Source organism: Paracoccus sp. AK26, from assembly GCF_011801365.1.
In the GTDB taxonomy this organism is placed as follows: Bacteria; Pseudomonadota; Alphaproteobacteria; order Rhodobacterales; family Rhodobacteraceae; genus Paracoccus; species Paracoccus aerius.
The window spans coordinates 644,611-658,324 of the sequence record NZ_CP041041.1 but is presented as its reverse complement, the minus strand read 5'-3'; the positions used below and the strand labels follow the sequence as shown (position 1 = coordinate 658,324).

The 13,714-nt window shown below is 66.2% G+C and carries 15 protein-coding genes and 1 pseudogene; 3 read left to right on the top strand and 13 right to left on the bottom strand.

Features of this window, described 5'->3' with window-relative positions:
• Window positions 1-96: 96 nt before the first annotated feature.
• Window positions 97-1,623, top strand: coding sequence for an ATP-dependent RecD-like DNA helicase (locus FIU66_RS03185; protein WP_167621361.1), 1,527 nt, complete (start codon window positions 97-99; stop codon window positions 1,621-1,623).
• A 56-nt stretch (window positions 1,624-1,679) separates the two neighbouring features.
• On the opposite strand, the gene FIU66_RS03180 is transcribed toward FIU66_RS03185, so the two are convergent.
• Window positions 1,680-2,468 (bottom strand): EcsC family protein, encoded by a 789-nt coding sequence (locus FIU66_RS03180; RefSeq protein WP_229849253.1) that lies wholly within the window; start codon window positions 2,466-2,468, stop codon window positions 1,680-1,682.
• Window positions 2,469-2,583: 115 nt separating this feature from the next.
• A pseudogene (locus FIU66_RS03175) lies at window positions 2,584-3,057 on the bottom strand (GNAT family N-acetyltransferase); the annotation flags it as partial.
• A 124-nt stretch (window positions 3,058-3,181) separates the two neighbouring features.
• Between FIU66_RS03175 and FIU66_RS03170 the strand changes: the two are divergent.
• Together FIU66_RS03170 and FIU66_RS03165 are read left to right on the top strand one after the other, a co-directional pair.
• A complete protein-coding gene (locus FIU66_RS03170) occupies window positions 3,182-3,784 on the top strand; it encodes a flavin reductase family protein (protein WP_167621358.1) in 603 nt (200 codons plus the stop codon).
• Window positions 3,781-4,314, top strand: a complete 534-nt coding sequence (locus FIU66_RS03165) for an adenine phosphoribosyltransferase (protein WP_167621357.1) — start codon at window positions 3,781-3,783, stop codon at window positions 4,312-4,314. Before FIU66_RS03170 ends, FIU66_RS03165 begins: the two co-directional genes overlap by 4 nt.
• Window positions 4,315-4,317: 3 nt before the next feature.
• On the opposite strand, the gene FIU66_RS03160 is transcribed toward FIU66_RS03165, so the two are convergent.
• The 11 genes from FIU66_RS03160 to coxB form a co-directional block, all read right to left on the bottom strand.
• Entirely contained in the window at window positions 4,318-4,647 is a 330-nt protein-coding gene (locus tag FIU66_RS03160) for a DUF3140 domain-containing protein (protein WP_167621356.1), read from the bottom strand.
• 45 nt (window positions 4,648-4,692) lie between these two features.
• On the bottom strand, window positions 4,693-6,093 hold the full coding sequence (locus FIU66_RS03155) for an FAD-binding oxidoreductase (RefSeq protein WP_167623372.1): 1,401 nt from the start codon (window positions 6,091-6,093) through the stop codon (window positions 4,693-4,695).
• A gap of 9 nt (window positions 6,094-6,102) precedes the next feature.
• On the bottom strand, window positions 6,103-6,684 hold the full coding sequence (locus tag FIU66_RS03150; RefSeq protein ID WP_167621355.1) for a GNAT family N-acetyltransferase: 582 nt from the start codon (window positions 6,682-6,684) through the stop codon (window positions 6,103-6,105).
• On the bottom strand, window positions 6,684-7,958 hold the full coding sequence (locus tag FIU66_RS03145) for a pitrilysin family protein (RefSeq protein WP_167621354.1): 1,275 nt from the start codon (window positions 7,956-7,958) through the stop codon (window positions 6,684-6,686). The genes FIU66_RS03150 and FIU66_RS03145 overlap by 1 nt, the downstream gene beginning before the upstream one ends.
• The gene (gene thrC / locus FIU66_RS03140) at window positions 7,955-9,331 is read right to left on the bottom strand and encodes a threonine synthase (RefSeq protein WP_167621353.1); all 1,377 of its coding nucleotides are present in this window, start codon (window positions 9,329-9,331) and stop codon (window positions 7,955-7,957) included. The genes FIU66_RS03145 and thrC overlap by 4 nt, the downstream gene beginning before the upstream one ends.
• A 10-nt stretch (window positions 9,332-9,341) precedes the next feature.
• Window positions 9,342-10,013 carry an SURF1 family protein gene (locus tag FIU66_RS03135; RefSeq protein ID WP_167621352.1) on the bottom strand — a complete coding sequence of 224 codons (672 nt, stop codon included), beginning with the start codon at window positions 10,011-10,013 and terminating at the stop codon, window positions 9,342-9,344.
• Between the two features lie 72 nt (window positions 10,014-10,085).
• Complete coding sequence (locus FIU66_RS03130) at window positions 10,086-10,916, bottom strand: cytochrome c oxidase subunit 3 (RefSeq protein WP_167621351.1); 831 nt, start codon at window positions 10,914-10,916, stop codon at window positions 10,086-10,088.
• A 29-nt stretch (window positions 10,917-10,945) separates the two neighbouring features.
• Window positions 10,946-11,515 (bottom strand): cytochrome c oxidase assembly protein, encoded by a 570-nt coding sequence (locus FIU66_RS03125; protein WP_167621350.1) that lies wholly within the window; start codon window positions 11,513-11,515, stop codon window positions 10,946-10,948.
• Window positions 11,512-11,703 (bottom strand): cytochrome d ubiquinol oxidase subunit II, encoded by a 192-nt coding sequence (locus tag FIU66_RS03120; protein ID WP_167621349.1) that lies wholly within the window; start codon window positions 11,701-11,703, stop codon window positions 11,512-11,514. The genes FIU66_RS03125 and FIU66_RS03120 overlap by 4 nt, the downstream gene beginning before the upstream one ends.
• Window positions 11,703-12,620 (bottom strand): heme o synthase, encoded by a 918-nt coding sequence (gene cyoE / locus FIU66_RS03115; RefSeq protein ID WP_167621348.1) that lies wholly within the window; start codon window positions 12,618-12,620, stop codon window positions 11,703-11,705. The genes FIU66_RS03120 and cyoE overlap by 1 nt, the downstream gene beginning before the upstream one ends.
• Window positions 12,621-12,661: 41 nt before the next feature.
• Window positions 12,662-13,549: a cytochrome c oxidase subunit II gene (gene coxB, locus FIU66_RS03110; RefSeq protein WP_229849252.1), complete on the bottom strand. Its 888-nt coding sequence runs from the start codon at window positions 13,547-13,549 to the stop codon at window positions 12,662-12,664.
• Window positions 13,550-13,714 lie beyond the last annotated feature (165 nt).

Here is a 13,714-nt window from a genome sequence, read left to right as displayed (position 1 = left end):
GGCCGACCTGGCGGGGCCTTTGGGTCACCTGACCCCGCCGCCGGGCGGCCGACAAGGCGGCTTCGCTTTTCGGGCGGGGCGGGATAAGACCGGGCCATGAACACCCCCGCCCCTTCCCTGTCCCCCGACCAGGCCGATGCCTGGGACGCCCTGGCCGAGGCCTTTGGCGCGTTGGGCATCGACCTGATCGCCGAGGAGTTGCATCCCCCGCAGCCCGGCAAGGGCCGCGTGATGGCGGTGATCGGCAAGGCCGGATCGGGAAAGACCCTGCTTCTGTCGCAGATCACCAAGGCCCTGCGCGAAGCGGGCGTCGAGGTCGTCAGCGGCGATTACGAAGGCCGCCGCCGCAAGGATCGGCGCAGCGTGGCGATCCTGGCGCCCACGAACAAGGCGGCCTTCGTGCTGCGGATGCGCGGCGTGCCCGCGACGACGATCCACCGCATCCTTTACACGCCCGTCTATGATCCCGAATATGAAAAGCTGGCCGAATGGCTGACCGGCACCGGCGACCGCCCCGCCGTCGAGGGGATGACGGACACGGCGCTTGACCGGGCGAAGGCGTTCTATGACCAGCACAGCTCCATTCCCGGTGCGCTTGCGGCGGCGGGCTTGCGCGGGTCCGACTTCATCCGCGGCTGGAAACGGCGCGAGGATGCACTGGATGTCGGCCTGATCGACGAAGCCTCGATGCTGGACGAAAAGCAGTTCGACGACCTGCGCGAGATTTTCCCGCTGCTGGTGCTGTTCGGCGATCCGGCCCAGCTTGCCCCGGTGGGCCAGTCGGGCGAGATGGTCTTTGAAAAGCTGGCCCCGTCGCAGCGGCTGGTCCTGAACCGCATCCACCGGCAGGCCGATGACAGCCCCATTCTGGATCTGGCCCATGCGCTGTCCGACGACGCCCTGGGCTTCGACGATTTCGAAAGCCTGATCCGCGCCGCCGCCCGCAAGGACGACCGCGTCGTCTGGGCGGAACGGGTGGAAAGCGACCTGATGGCCCGCAGCCCGGTGCTGGTCTGGCGCAACGCCACCCGCATCCGGCTGATCCACGCCTTCCGCGCGGCCTATGGCGCGCCGGGCGATGCCCTGCTGCCGGGCGAGCCGCTGATCTGCGACGGGCTGGAACTGCCCTTGAAGCATCGCAAGAAGCGCATCGACCTGGAGGCGCGGGGTCTGATCAAGGGCGCGCAGGTCGTCTATCTGGGACCGGGCCGCAAGCCGGGCTTTTCCCGCCTGCACGTCATCGGGGCCGAGGATCCGCGCCTGTCCGCCGCCAGCATCGTCAAGATCGAGCTGCCGGACGAGGATGAACCCTTCATCCCCTTTGCCGCCCGCATGGGCGCCACCTTCCTGCATGGCGCGGCGGTGACGATCCACAAGTCGCAGGGCAGCCAGTGGCCAGACGTGCAGGTCTTCGGCCCCGACATCAGCGCCGCCGCCTGGTCGAACCGGACCGAGGCCGGGATCCCCCTGTGGAAGCGGCTGGCCTATGTCGCGATCACGCGGGCGCAGGAACGGCTGCTGTGGGTCACAAAGGCCCGGCTGGCGCGGCCGTCGGCGGCACTGGGAACAGATGACCTGGATGCGCCGGTCGCCGATCTTGCCCTCGCGGGCGAGGACGACTGACAAGCCGGGGGTTTCACACCCCCGGGCCCCCGTGGATATTTCAGCCAAGGTGACTGTCAGCGCGGGCGCTTGCGGTGGTCCAGGCGTTCGATCGACAGGCGCAGGGCCTCGACCAGGGCCTCCTTGGGAATGCCGGTTTCCTGCGAAAGCCGCATGATGCCGAAATGGACGCGGGCCAGTTCCTGGTAATAGCGCGTGAAGGTATAGTTGATCGACGCCCCCACCACCGCCCCGAAAAGCGGCGCAGCCTGGGCGGCCAGCTTCTGGCCCATCGATACCGACAGGCGCGGCGCGACCTTGCTGATCAGCCCCTGCACCGTCTGCCCCGTCACCGACATGCGCGCGGCCAGCAGGCCCAGATCGGTGGAATCATCCTCGGCCATCGGACCGGCGGCGGCAAAGATGCGCAGGCATTCCATGCGCACCTCCTCGCTGTCGGGATCCAGCCCGTGTTCGACGGCAATATCCAGCATGGCGCGCAACAGCAGGGTGATGGTGAAGGGCAGCTCGATCATCGCGCCGGCAAAGCCGCCAACGCCGCCGGCAGCCCCGCTGACGGTCGAGGCCATGCGGTTGAACCAGTCGCCCCGGTCCCGCACCATCCGCCGCGAACTGGTGGCGGCGGCAAAGGCGCGGTTCAGCGCCGTGCGCGTGATCCGGTCCATGCGGCTGCGCACGAAGCCTGGCAGCTTCTCGATCAACCCCTCGGCGCTGTTTCCGACGACCGACATCAACTCCATCCCCAGTCCGCCGGCATCCAGGTAGCGCCGCGCAAGGCGGTCGATCTGGACATGGACGGAAGGGTCATTGATCGGCGGAAGCACCAGCTGCGGATTGGTCGCCATTATCATCCTCTTGCGAAACGGCCAGGTCTGGGGGTTCCACGGTGACACAGGCCAAGGCGGCGTCAAGCCCGCGCACCCGATGCGCCAGGGCCTCCACCACCTGCGGCGAGGTTTCGCGCGTCACCTGCCCCGTCACTCCAACCCAGGCACCCCGAGAGAGTTCCAGTCCCAGCACCCGGTCGGGGTTCGTGGGCGGCGGCATCACCACGTCGTCCAGCCTGGCAAAGCCGAAGCGGTTGTAATAGGGCGCGTCGCCCACCAGCAGCACCCGCGCCCAACCCAGCTTGCGCGCCCGCGCCAGGCTGTCGCGCATCAGAAGGCCGCCCAGCCCCTCGCCCTGCGCGGTCGGATGGACGGCCACCGGTCCCAGCAGCAGCACGGGTTTCTGCGCCACCCGCACCGGCCAAAAGCGGATCGCGGCCAAAAGGATGCCGTCCGTGCGCAGCACTAGGCACAAATCGGCAACCTTCGGAACGCCGTCCCGCAGGCGGTATGACGACAAGGCGGTCCGGCCTGGCGCAAAGCACAGGTCGTAAAGCGCCTCGACCTCGGGTTCGTCGGCGGCGGTTTCGGGGCAGATCTCGTACATCGCGCCTCCTGTCGGGTCCTGGCGCCCCTTAGCATGGGGAGGGGGACGATGAAACATGCCGGGGCATTGCGGCCCAGCCCTGCTGATGGCAGGTTGTCCGCGCATGGATCACAGGAGGCCCGCGATGTTCTACCGCCCTGAAAACGGCCACGGGCTGCCCCATAATCCTTTCAACGCGATCATCGCGCCGCGTCCGATCGGCTGGATCTCCACGCGCGGCTCGGCGGGCGACAACCTGGCGCCTTATTCCTTCTTCAACGCGGTGGCCTATGTCCCGCCGCAGGTGATGTTTGCATCGACCAGTTCCAAGCCCGACCGGAACGGCACCAAGGACAGCGTGGCCCAGGTCATCGAATCCGGCGTCTTCTGCGTCAACATTGCCACCGGCGACCTGCGCGACCAGGTGAATGCGTCGTCCGCGCCCCTGCCCGCCGGCGTCAACGAGTTCGAGGCGGCGGGTATCGAGGCTGCCGAATGCGACACCATCGCCTGCCCGCGCGTGGCTGGCGCGGCCGCTGCCCTGGAATGCCGCATGACCCGCGTCGTGCCCTTGGCCGGAGAGGCGAACTTCGTTGTCTTCGGCGTGGTCACGGGCGTCCATATCCGCGATGACTGCGTGGTGGACGGCCGCTTCGATCCCCGTCCGGCGGGCGGCTGGATTGCACGGCTTGGCTATCGCGATTATGCCGCCGTCCAAGACCTGTTCGAAATGGAACGCCCTGCATGAGCCTGAACGTCAAGGATTACATCCGCACCATTGTCGATTTCCCTCATGAAGGGATCATGTTCCGGGATGTGACGACCCTGTTCGCGGATGCGCGCGGCTTTCGCATCGCGATCGACCAGTTGCTGGCGCCCTATGCCGGCGCGCGGATCGACAAGGTCGTGGGGCTGGAAGCACGCGGCTTCATCCTGGGCGGCGCGGTGGCTCATCAGCTGTCCACCGGCTTTGTCCCGATCCGCAAGAAGGGCAAGCTGCCCGGCGCAGTGATCTCGCAGGCCTACCAGCTTGAATACGGCGAGGCCGTGGTCGAGGTTCACGACGACGCGTTGAGGCCGGGCGAGCGGGTCCTGATCGTGGACGACCTGCTGGCGACCGGCGGCACGGCGGCCGCCGGGATTTCGCTGTGCGAACGGCTTGGGGCCACGGTCGTGGGCTGCGCCTTCGTGATCGACCTTCCGGATCTGGGCGGGCGCAAGCTTCTGGAGGGTCTGGGCCACGAGGTTCACGCGCTGACGGCGTTCGAAGGCGATTGACCGCTATTTCAGCGGGTCATGCCCCCAGTTCATCAGCGAATGGCGCCAAGGGCTGTCCTTCTTGTCGGTTTCGGGCCCGCCCTGCGCGGTATGGCGCTTGATGTAACCCACGACCTTGGCCATATGCGACCATTCGTCATCGGTCAGCTCGGACTTCTTCCTGTCCTTGATCTCGATGATGCGGCGGCCGGACTTGTGGCCCGTGCTCTCGCCTTCGCCTGCGGCATCGCCGACGGACTTGCTGTCCTCGGTCTCCAGCCAGGTGCGAAGCTCGGACGGGGTCATGTTGACCAGATCCCGCCATTCCTCCCAGATATCGTCATGCGACTTCATGTGTGCCTCTTTTCCCAGCGAACACCGGGCAGGCGCGACAGGTTCCTAAAGCGGCAGGATCACCCCCGGATTCATGATCCCCGCGGGATCCAGCGCATCCTTGATCGCCCGCATCGCCGCCAGCCGGGTTGGATCGCCCCATTCGGCCAGTTCCGCGGCCTTCAGCCGCCCCACCCCGTGTTCCGCCGAAAACGACCCGCCGCGTTCCACGACCATCTGATGCACGGCGCGCGACAGGCTGCGGCGGATGTCGTCATAGGTGTCGCGCGTCCGACCCTCGGCCGGGAACAGGTTGAAATGCAGGTTGCCGTCGCCTAGGTGGCCGAAGCAGTTGATGCGCAGGTCGGCCATGTCCACCAGCATGGTGCTGGCATCGCGGATGAAGTGGGCGATTTCCGACAGGGGCAGGCTGATGTCGTGGCTGGCAATGGCGCCGATGTGGCGGTTGGCGTCGGGGATCGTCTCGCGGACTGCCCACAACTCGGCCGCCTGCTGGCCTGACTGGGCGATCACGCCGTCGCTAACCAGGCCGGCCTCGGCCGCGTCGGTGAACAGGCCTTCAAGCGCCTCGTCGGCCGACAGGCCTGCAGGAAGGCCGACCTCGATCAGGACCAGCCAGTCGGGGCGGTCCGCGAAGGGCTGGCGCAGGTCGGGAAAGGCCACGTCCAGGAAGCGAAGCCCCTGTCCCGAGATCAGTTCAAAGGCCGTCACGCCCCCGGCCATGCGCGCCTGCGCCAGGGACAGCAGGGTCAGCGCAGCCTCGGGCGATTCCACGACCAGCATCGCGACGCCGGTTTCAGCAGGCACCGGGGCCAGCACCAGGGATGCGGCGGTGATGATGCCCAGCGTGCCCTCGGCCCCGATCAGCAGGTCGCGCAGGTCATAGCCGGTGTTGTCCTTTCGCAGACGCTTCAGGTCATGCATGACCTGCCCCTGCGGCAAGACCGCCTCGATCCCCAGGCACAAGGCGCGGGCATTGCCATAGCGCAGCACGTTCACACCGCCCGCATTGGTCGCCAGCACCCCGCCGATCTGAGCCGTCCCGCCCGATGCAAGGGCCAGCGGAAACTGCCGGCCCACCCTGGCCGCCTCCTCGCGGACCTGTTGCAGGGTCGCGCCAGCCTCGGCCAGGATCACGCCTTCCTCGGGATGGATGTCACGGACGCGGTTCATCCGTTCCAGCGACAACAGAAGCGGCACCGTGCCGTCCGACATCACCTGCCCGCCCACAAGGCCCGTGCCGCCGCCGCGCGGCACGATGGGAACACGAGCGCCTGCGCAGGCGCGGACGACGGCCGCCACCTCCTCGACCGTGCGGGGCGCCGCGACCAGGCCCGCCCGGCCCCTGAAGCGCCCGCGCGGTTCTTCCAGATAAGCGGGGCCGATCTCTCTCAGCACGCCTTCGGGAAGCAGGCGCCCAAGCGCGTCGGTGGCGTCATTCAGCATCATCTGTTCCTATCGCGCATCCGTGCGGCCACGGCGGTCGCTGCGCAGGTTGGCGTAAAGCACGTGGTTGCGCCACCGCCCGTCGATCTGGAGATAGCTTTGGGCAACGCCCTCATACTTGAAACCGGACTTTTCTAGAACGCCACGCGATGCCGCGTTTTCCGGCAGGCAGGCGGCCTCGATCCGGGACAGGTCAAGGACGGTGAAGGCGTGGTGCACCAGGGCGCCGATGGCTTCGCGCATATAGCCCTGGCGGGCAAAGTCCTGCCCGATCCAGTAACCGATGGTCCCCGATTGGGCCGGGCCGCGCCGGATGTTGTCCAGCGTGATCGCGCCCAGCAGCACGCCGTCGCGCCGGAGCACGAACAGCGGCAGCGCCGTGCCGCCCCGGCTGGCCCGCGCCGCCCAGTAGACGCGGTTGACGAAGCTCTTGCGCGACAGGTGGTCAGGCGACCAGACGGGTTCCCAAGGCGTCAGGAAGGCGCGACTGGCCTGCCGGAGCGAGGTCCAAGCATGGAAATCCCCGTGGGCAGGCAGGCGCAGCACGATCCGTTCGGTTTCCAGCCGCACGGGTCGTGGTCGCAGGAACATCAGGCGGCAAGCCGTTCGGCAAGCGCGTCCCGCGCGGGCGCGGCCTTGACGGGGCCGTAAAGCGCAAGTGCGGGCCGGGCCTGGGCAATCAGCGCCTGCGCATGGGCGCGTACCTCGGTCACGGTGACGGCGGCGATGCGATCCGCAACCTCGGCCGCGTCCGGCACCCTGCCCCAGATCGCCAGCGTCCGCGCCATGCGTTCGGCCTGGGCCGACGGGCTTTCCAGCGACATCAGCAGGCTGGCACGCAGTTGCGCCTTGGCACGGGCAACCTCGGCCTCGGACATGTCATCGGCGGCGCGCTTGATCTCGTCCACGGTCAGGGTGGAGAGATCGGCCAGATCCTCGGCCCCGGTGCCGGCATAGACCGTCAGCATCCCGGTGTCGTCGTGAAAGCCCGACTGCGCAAAGATCGTATAGCACAGCCCGCGTTCCTCGCGGATCTTCTGGAACAGCCGCGAGGACATGCCGCCCCCCAGCGCCGAGGAGAAGATCTGCGCGGCATAGAAGTCGGGCGCCAGATAGCCCGGCCCCTCCAGGGCCAGGGCGAAATGCGCCTGTTCCAGCTTCTTGACCTTGCGGGTTTCCAGCCCCTGCCAGCGGGCGGCCTCTCGCGGTGCCTGTGTCACGGGGGCAAGATGCCCGAAGGCGCGCTCGGCCAGCCGCACGATGCGGTCGTGATCGACCGCGCCGGCGGCCGCCACGATCATCTGGCCGGGGCCATAGTTTTCCGCGACAAAGCCCGCCAGGTCGGCGCGGCCGAAGCTGCTGACCCGCTCGGCCGGGCCAAGGATCGTGCGGCCCATCGGCTGGTTGGGATAGGCAGCCTCTTGCAGCCAATCGAAGATGATGTCGTCGGGCGTGTCCATCGACTGCCCGATTTCCTGCAGGATCACGCCGCGCTCGACCTCGATCTCGCGTTCGTCGAAGACCGGGTTCAGCACGATGTCGGACATCACGTCAAAGGCGAGGTCCACATCGTCTTCCAGCACGCGCACGTAATAAGCCGTCGCATCGCGCGAGGTATAGGCGTTGATATAGCCGCCCACATCCTCGATCGCCTCGGCGATCTGCAGGGCGGTGCGGGTCGCGGTGCCCTTGAAGGCCATGTGTTCCAGGAAATGGGCGATGCCGTTCTGCTCGGGACGTTCGTTGCGCCCGCCTGCATTCACCCAGATGCCCAGGGCGGTGGAATGCAGCCCCGGCATCAGGCGCGTGGCAACGCGCAATCCGTTGGGCAGGGTCGTGACGTGCAGGTTCGGGTCTTGGTTCACTGGGTTCTCCGCTCAAGGATCAGCGACTTAAGCGCCTCGACGTCATTTTCAACCCGCGTCACCCGCTCGGGCAGGTCGAACAGGGCGGCCATATGCGGCGGCAGCGGGGGCCGAAGGCCGATGGCCTGTTCCACGGCATCGGGGAACTTGGCGGGATGGGCGGTGGCCAGGGTCACCATCGGCACGCCGGGTTCGACATGCTGGCGCGCCACGGCCACGCCCACGGCGGTGTGGGGGCACAAAACCTCACCGGTTTCGGCGCGGATGGTGCGGATCATCGCGACGGTCTCTTCCTCGGACACGCGGCCCGACAGGTATTGCTCGCGCAGCGCCTGAAGCGCGCCCTGGCTGATGGTGAAGCCGCCGGCCTTCAATTCGTCCATCAGTTGCGAAATCGCCGCCGCGTCGCCGCCATAGGCCAGATAAAGCGCGCGCTCGAAGTTGGAACTGACCTGGATGTCCATCGACGGGCTGATCGAAGGCTCGACCGTGCCGACGCGGTATTCGCCCGTGGTCAGGGCACGGTGCAGGATGTCGTTCTGGTTCGTTGCCACGATCAGCCGGCGGATCGGCAGGCCCATCGCCCGCGCGATGGATCCCGCGAAGATGTCGCCGAAGTTGCCGGTCGGCACGGTGAAGTCCGTCTCGCGCATCCCCAGGCTGGCGCAGGCCGTGAAGTAATAGACGATCTGCGCCACCACCCGCGCCCAGTTGATGCTGTTGACGCCCGCCAGTCCCACCTGGTCGCGGAAGGCGTGGTCGTTGAACAGATCCTTCAGCCGCGCCTGGCAGTCGTCGAAGTGGCCGGTCACGGCAAGCGCGTGGACGTTGGCGGCGTCCGGCGTCGTCATCTGGCGGCGCTGCACTTCGGACACGCGGCCATGGGGGAACATGATGAAGACGTCGACATTGTCGATGCCCTTAAAGGCCTCGATGGCGGCCGAGCCCGTGTCGCCCGAGGTCGCGCCGACGATGGTGATCCTTTCGCCCGACCGCTTCAGCGCGATCTCGAACAGTTGGGCGATCAACTGCATGGCGAAGTCCTTGAAGGCCAGCGTCGGCCCGTGGAACAGTTCCAGCAGGTGATGGCCGGGGGCCAGCTGGCGCAGGGGCGCCTTCGCCGTGTGTTCGATGCGGGCGTAGGCGCGGTCGATGGCGCCGCGCAGCTCGTCGTCGGTAAAGCTGTCGCCGGTGAAGGGGCGGACGACGCGGAAGGCCACTTCCTCATAAGGCAACCCGTCCAGGTCGTTCAGTCCGCCGAAGGCCGGGATCGTCTCGGGCAGGTACAGGCCACCGTCGCGGGCCAGGCCGGACAGCATCGCCCCTTCGAAGTTCAGCACCGGGGCCTGGCCCCGCGTCGAGACGTAACGCATCCGTATTCCCTTAGTATTTCCGCTGCCTGATACGCCAGATCAGGGCCACTGTCATCCCTGCCCAGGTCGCCGCGATCAGGAACCACTGGACGGCATAGGACAGGTGGTTGTTGGGGATCCCCTCGACCGCGACGGGGATCGGTTCCACCCCCTGCGCGTCGCCCTCGACGAAGCTGGCGACCACCAGGATCGGCTGGGTATCCAGCACCTGGGCCATGGCGGGCACGTCGCGGGCGAACCAGATATTCTCGTCCAGATTGGGGTCGGGCGTGGCGCTGCCCTTTTCGTCGGGCCAGTGCAGGTTGCCCCGGATGTTCAGCCGGACGGGGGGCCGTTCGACATGGCGCAGCTCCTGCGGGACGAAGCCGCGGTCGACCATGATCGCCCGCCCGTCATCGGTGACAAAGCGCGATACGACCTGGTAGCCGCCGCCCTGTTCCTTGGTATGGGACAGCACGTCGATTTCTGCCCCGGTCGTGGTGCCGCTGACCGTCACGGGCAGGTATTTCATCGAGGGGTCGACGGCGGCAGGCAAGGGCACGGGTTCGGCCTGGATACCGGCCTCGATGCTGGCGATCATGCCTTCCTTCCAGTCCATCCGGCGCAGTTGCCACAGGCCAAGCTGGATCAGGATCGTGCAGCCGACGATGCCAAGGATCAGGGGAAACAGGATGCGGCGCATGAGGATAAAGCCAGGGGCAAAGAAAAACGCGCGGGGCCATGCCCGCGCGCCATGTGTCAGGTCATGCGGGGATCAGCTGCCCCAGACATAGACGACCGCGAAAAGGAACAGCCAGATCACGTCGACGAAGTGCCAGTACCAAGCTGCGGCCTCGAAGCCCACGTGCTTTTCCTGGCTCATCTGGCCGTTCATCAGGCGCAGCAGGCAAACGGCAAGGAAGACCGTCCCGATGATGACATGGATGCCGTGGAAGCCCGTCGCCAGGTAGAAGGCGCTGGCATAGGACGTGTCGGCCAGGCCAAAGGCCGCGTGGCTGTATTCGTAGGCCTGCAGGATCGAGAAGACGACGCCCAGGATCACGGCGACGATCAACCCGTTGATGGTGGTCTTGCGGTCGTTGTCATGGACAAGCGCGTGGTGCGCCCAGGTCACGGCGACGCCCGACAACAGCAGGATCAGCGTGTTGATGAAGGGCAGGTGCCAGGGGTCGAAGGTCACGATGCCTTCGGGCGGCCAGACGCCGTCCTTGATCGGGCTTTCCGGGCCCATCGGATACAGCGCGTTCTTGATGAAGTTCCAGAACCAGGCGACGAAGAACATCGCCTCGGAGATGATGAACAGGATGAAGCCGTATTGCAGTCCGATGCGCACGACCGGGGTATGGTCGCCCGCCTGGCTTTCGCGGACCACGTCGGCCCACCAGCTGTACATCACGTAAAGCACGCCGACGAAGCCGATCAGGAACAGCCAGGGGCCGTTGACCGGAATGCCCAGCAGATGAACCTCGCCCGAATGCATCCAGCCTACTGCGCCATACAGCATCAGGAAGGCCGAGATGGCGGAAACGAAGGGCCAGATCGACGGCGGAAGGATATGGTAATCGTGGTTCTTTGCGTGCGCCATGAGCTATCCCCGTCGGCTCCTTGAGGTATTCAGTTGACGTTATCGGCCGGTGCAACGTCAAGAGACGCCTGCTTCGGCTCGGTCCGGTGGAAGGTATAGGACAGGGTGATGTCCCTGATCCAGCTTGCGTCGCGATCCGTAACCAGTTCCGGGTCGACATAGAAGCTGACCGGCATCTCGATCCGCTCGCCCGGCTGCAGGGTCTGCTCGGTGAAGCAGAAGCACTCGATCTTGCTGAAGTAATAGCCCGACACTTCCGGCGCGACGTTGTAGCTGGCGGTGCCGGTGATGGGCACGTCGGAATTGTTGATCGCCTCGTAGAAGGCCAGGCCGTTCTCGCCAATCTTGATCTCCATGCTGGTCTGCATGGGGCGGAAGGTCCATTCCAGGTTCTTGTCCACATTGGCGTCGAAACGGACCCGGACGACCTCGTCCAGCACGTGATCGGGCGCCGAGACCGCCACTTGGGTCGTGCCGCCAAAGCCGGTGACGCGGCAGAACCAGTCATAGAAGGGCACAGCCGCCCAGGCCAGCGCCCCCATCGTCACGACGACGCCCACCAGCCATGTGACGGTCTTCTTTTCGGGCGACATGCTCATTCCTCTGCCTCCTGGGGAAGGACCGAGACGCGCGGCTGGTGGTCATAGGCCTCCATCAGGTCGCCCTGCTGGACCTTCACGACCGTCAGCCCGAAGACCAGGGCGACAAAGGCCACCAGTACAAGCCCCAGCCCGACATTGCGGGACCGGCGCCGCTTGTGAAGTTCATGTTCCGTATTCAGCGCCATCACCAGGCCCCCGCTGCATTCTGGACCAGCAATGCCACGAAGTGCAGGAACAGATAGTAAAGAGACAGCTTGAAGACGCGCTTTTCCACCGCATAGCCATCGGCCACCGCCGCAGCCTCGTCCCGGCGCAGGATCTGCCAGCCGCCGTGGATGAACAGCGCGTTCAGCACCACCGCCGCGGCCAGATAGATCGGCCCGCCGACCGACGTAAGCCCCAGCCAGATCGCGAAGGGCGCCAGCACCAGCGTATAGGCGAAGATGTGGCGGCGCGTCGCGGGGCGGCCATGCGTGACCGTCAGCATCGGCACCCTGGCCTCGTGATAGTCGGACTTCATGAACAGCGCGAGCGCCCAGAAATGCGGCGGCGTCCAGAAGAAGATCAGCGCGAACATCAGAAGCGATTCGATGCTGATCCCGCCCGTGGCGCAGGCCCAGCCGATCATCGGCGGGAAGGCACCGGCAGCGCCGCCGATGACGATGTTCTGCGGCGTCCAGCGTTTCAGCCAGATGGTGTAGACCACGGCATAGAAGAAGATCGTGAAGGCCAGGAAACCCGCCGCGAACCAGTTCGCGGCCAGGCCCAGCATCATCACCGAAAAACCTGCCAGGATCAGGCCCAGCGACAGCGCCGCGCCCCCCTCGATCCGGCCTGCCGGGATGGGGCGGCCCTGGGTGCGGCGCATCACGGCGTCGATGTCGGCGTCATACCACATGTTCAGCGCGCCCGACGCCCCGCCGCCAAGCGCGATGAACAGGACCGAACAGAAGGTGATAAAGGGATGCACGTCGACGGGCGCCACCCACAGGCCGACAAAGGCGGTGAAGACGACCAGCGACATCACCCTCGGCTTGAGCAGCGCGACAAAGTCGCGGAACTCGGCCTCGGGGGCGCCGTCATAGGTGTTGATGTCGGTCATCTCGTCTTCGGTCTGGCTTGTGTCGCTGGTCCGACCGACGGTCAGTCGGCCTCGGCCAGCGTCACGGTTTCATCGGTGGACAGCGCGGCGGTCGCCGGCGCCCCTTCAAGCGTGCCGCCCTGTTCGGCGACCCATTCGGCATATACCTCGGGGCTGACGGCCTTCACGACAATGGGCATATAAGCGTGGTTGATGCCGCAGAGTTCATAGCAATGGCCGAAATAGACGCCTTCCTGCTCGACATTGAACCAGGCTTGCGCGATGCGGCCCGGAACGGCGTCCTGCTTGACGGCAAAGGCGGGAACCGACCAGGAATGGATCACGTCGTTGCCGGTCACCTGCAGCAGCACCGTCTGGCCGACAGGCACGACCACGGCCGTATCGGTGGCCAGCAGGAACTCGTCCTCGGAATAGCCATAGTCGGCCAGTTCTTCCTTGGCCAGCATGATCGAATCGAAGCTGATCCCGTTCTCGGGATATTCATAGGACCAGTACCACTGGTTGCCGGTGGCCTTGATCACAACATCGGGGTCGGCGGGCATTTCCTGGCTGCGGAACAGCGCCGGCAGCGAAAAGGCCCCGATCGTCACCAGGATCAGCACCGGCACCAGCGTCCAGGCCACTTCCAGCGGGGTGTTATGGGTAAAGCGGGCCGGAACCGGGTTCGCGCGCCTGTTGAACCGCAGGATCGCATAGGCCAGAAGCCCGCAGACGATCAGCGTCACGACGGTGATGATGATCAGCACGAAATGATCCAGCCACTGCTGGTCGCGGGCCAGTTCGGTGGCCGCGGGCTGGAAGTTCACGCCGCGCGGCTCGGGCTTGCCGATCACGGGCAGTTCGCCCAACACATCCTGCGCAAAGGCCGACCCGGCTACCATTCCCGCCGTCGCAAGCCCCGAAGCTGCCGCGACTGTCCGGCGAATCATCGCTATTGCCATCATCCCATCCCGTTATCCTGGCGCGGCCGCGCGACCGCAGGTCGCCCGAGGGCGGCCCTTTTCCTTTAACACTGACCGTTCTATGACCATATCTCGTCCCAGCGGGCAAGTGATACATAAGCCTGCCCAAGCAAATTACCGGCACTGGGCCGC

Excerpts from the sequence above, each read along its gene's own strand:
- FIU66_RS03185 (WP_167621361.1), top strand. The coding sequence starts at position 97 with ATGAACACCCCCGCCCCTTCCCTGTCCCCCGACCAGGCCGATGCCTGG.
- FIU66_RS03180 (WP_229849253.1), bottom strand. The coding sequence starts at position 2,468 with ATGGCGACCAATCCGCAGCTGGTGCTTCCGCCGATCAATGACCCTTCC.
- FIU66_RS03170 (WP_167621358.1), top strand. The coding sequence starts at position 3,182 with ATGTTCTACCGCCCTGAAAACGGCCACGGGCTGCCCCATAATCCTTTC.
- FIU66_RS03165 (WP_167621357.1), top strand. The coding sequence starts at position 3,781 with ATGAGCCTGAACGTCAAGGATTACATCCGCACCATTGTCGATTTCCCT.
- FIU66_RS03160 (WP_167621356.1), bottom strand. The coding sequence starts at position 4,647 with ATGAAGTCGCATGACGATATCTGGGAGGAATGGCGGGATCTGGTCAAC.
- FIU66_RS03155 (WP_167623372.1), bottom strand. The coding sequence starts at position 6,093 with ATGCTGAATGACGCCACCGACGCGCTTGGGCGCCTGCTTCCCGAAGGC.
- FIU66_RS03150 (WP_167621355.1), bottom strand. The coding sequence starts at position 6,684 with ATGTTCCTGCGACCACGACCCGTGCGGCTGGAAACCGAACGGATCGTG.
- thrC (WP_167621353.1), bottom strand. The coding sequence starts at position 9,331 with ATGCGTTACGTCTCGACGCGGGGCCAGGCCCCGGTGCTGAACTTCGAA.
- FIU66_RS03135 (WP_167621352.1), bottom strand. The coding sequence starts at position 10,013 with ATGCGCCGCATCCTGTTTCCCCTGATCCTTGGCATCGTCGGCTGCACG.
- FIU66_RS03130 (WP_167621351.1), bottom strand. The coding sequence starts at position 10,916 with ATGGCGCACGCAAAGAACCACGATTACCATATCCTTCCGCCGTCGATC.
- FIU66_RS03125 (WP_167621350.1), bottom strand. The coding sequence starts at position 11,515 with ATGAGCATGTCGCCCGAAAAGAAGACCGTCACATGGCTGGTGGGCGTC.
- FIU66_RS03120 (WP_167621349.1), bottom strand. The coding sequence starts at position 11,703 with ATGGCGCTGAATACGGAACATGAACTTCACAAGCGGCGCCGGTCCCGC.
- cyoE (WP_167621348.1), bottom strand. The coding sequence starts at position 12,620 with ATGACCGACATCAACACCTATGACGGCGCCCCCGAGGCCGAGTTCCGC.
- coxB (WP_229849252.1), bottom strand. The coding sequence starts at position 13,549 with ATGATTCGCCGGACAGTCGCGGCAGCTTCGGGGCTTGCGACGGCGGGA.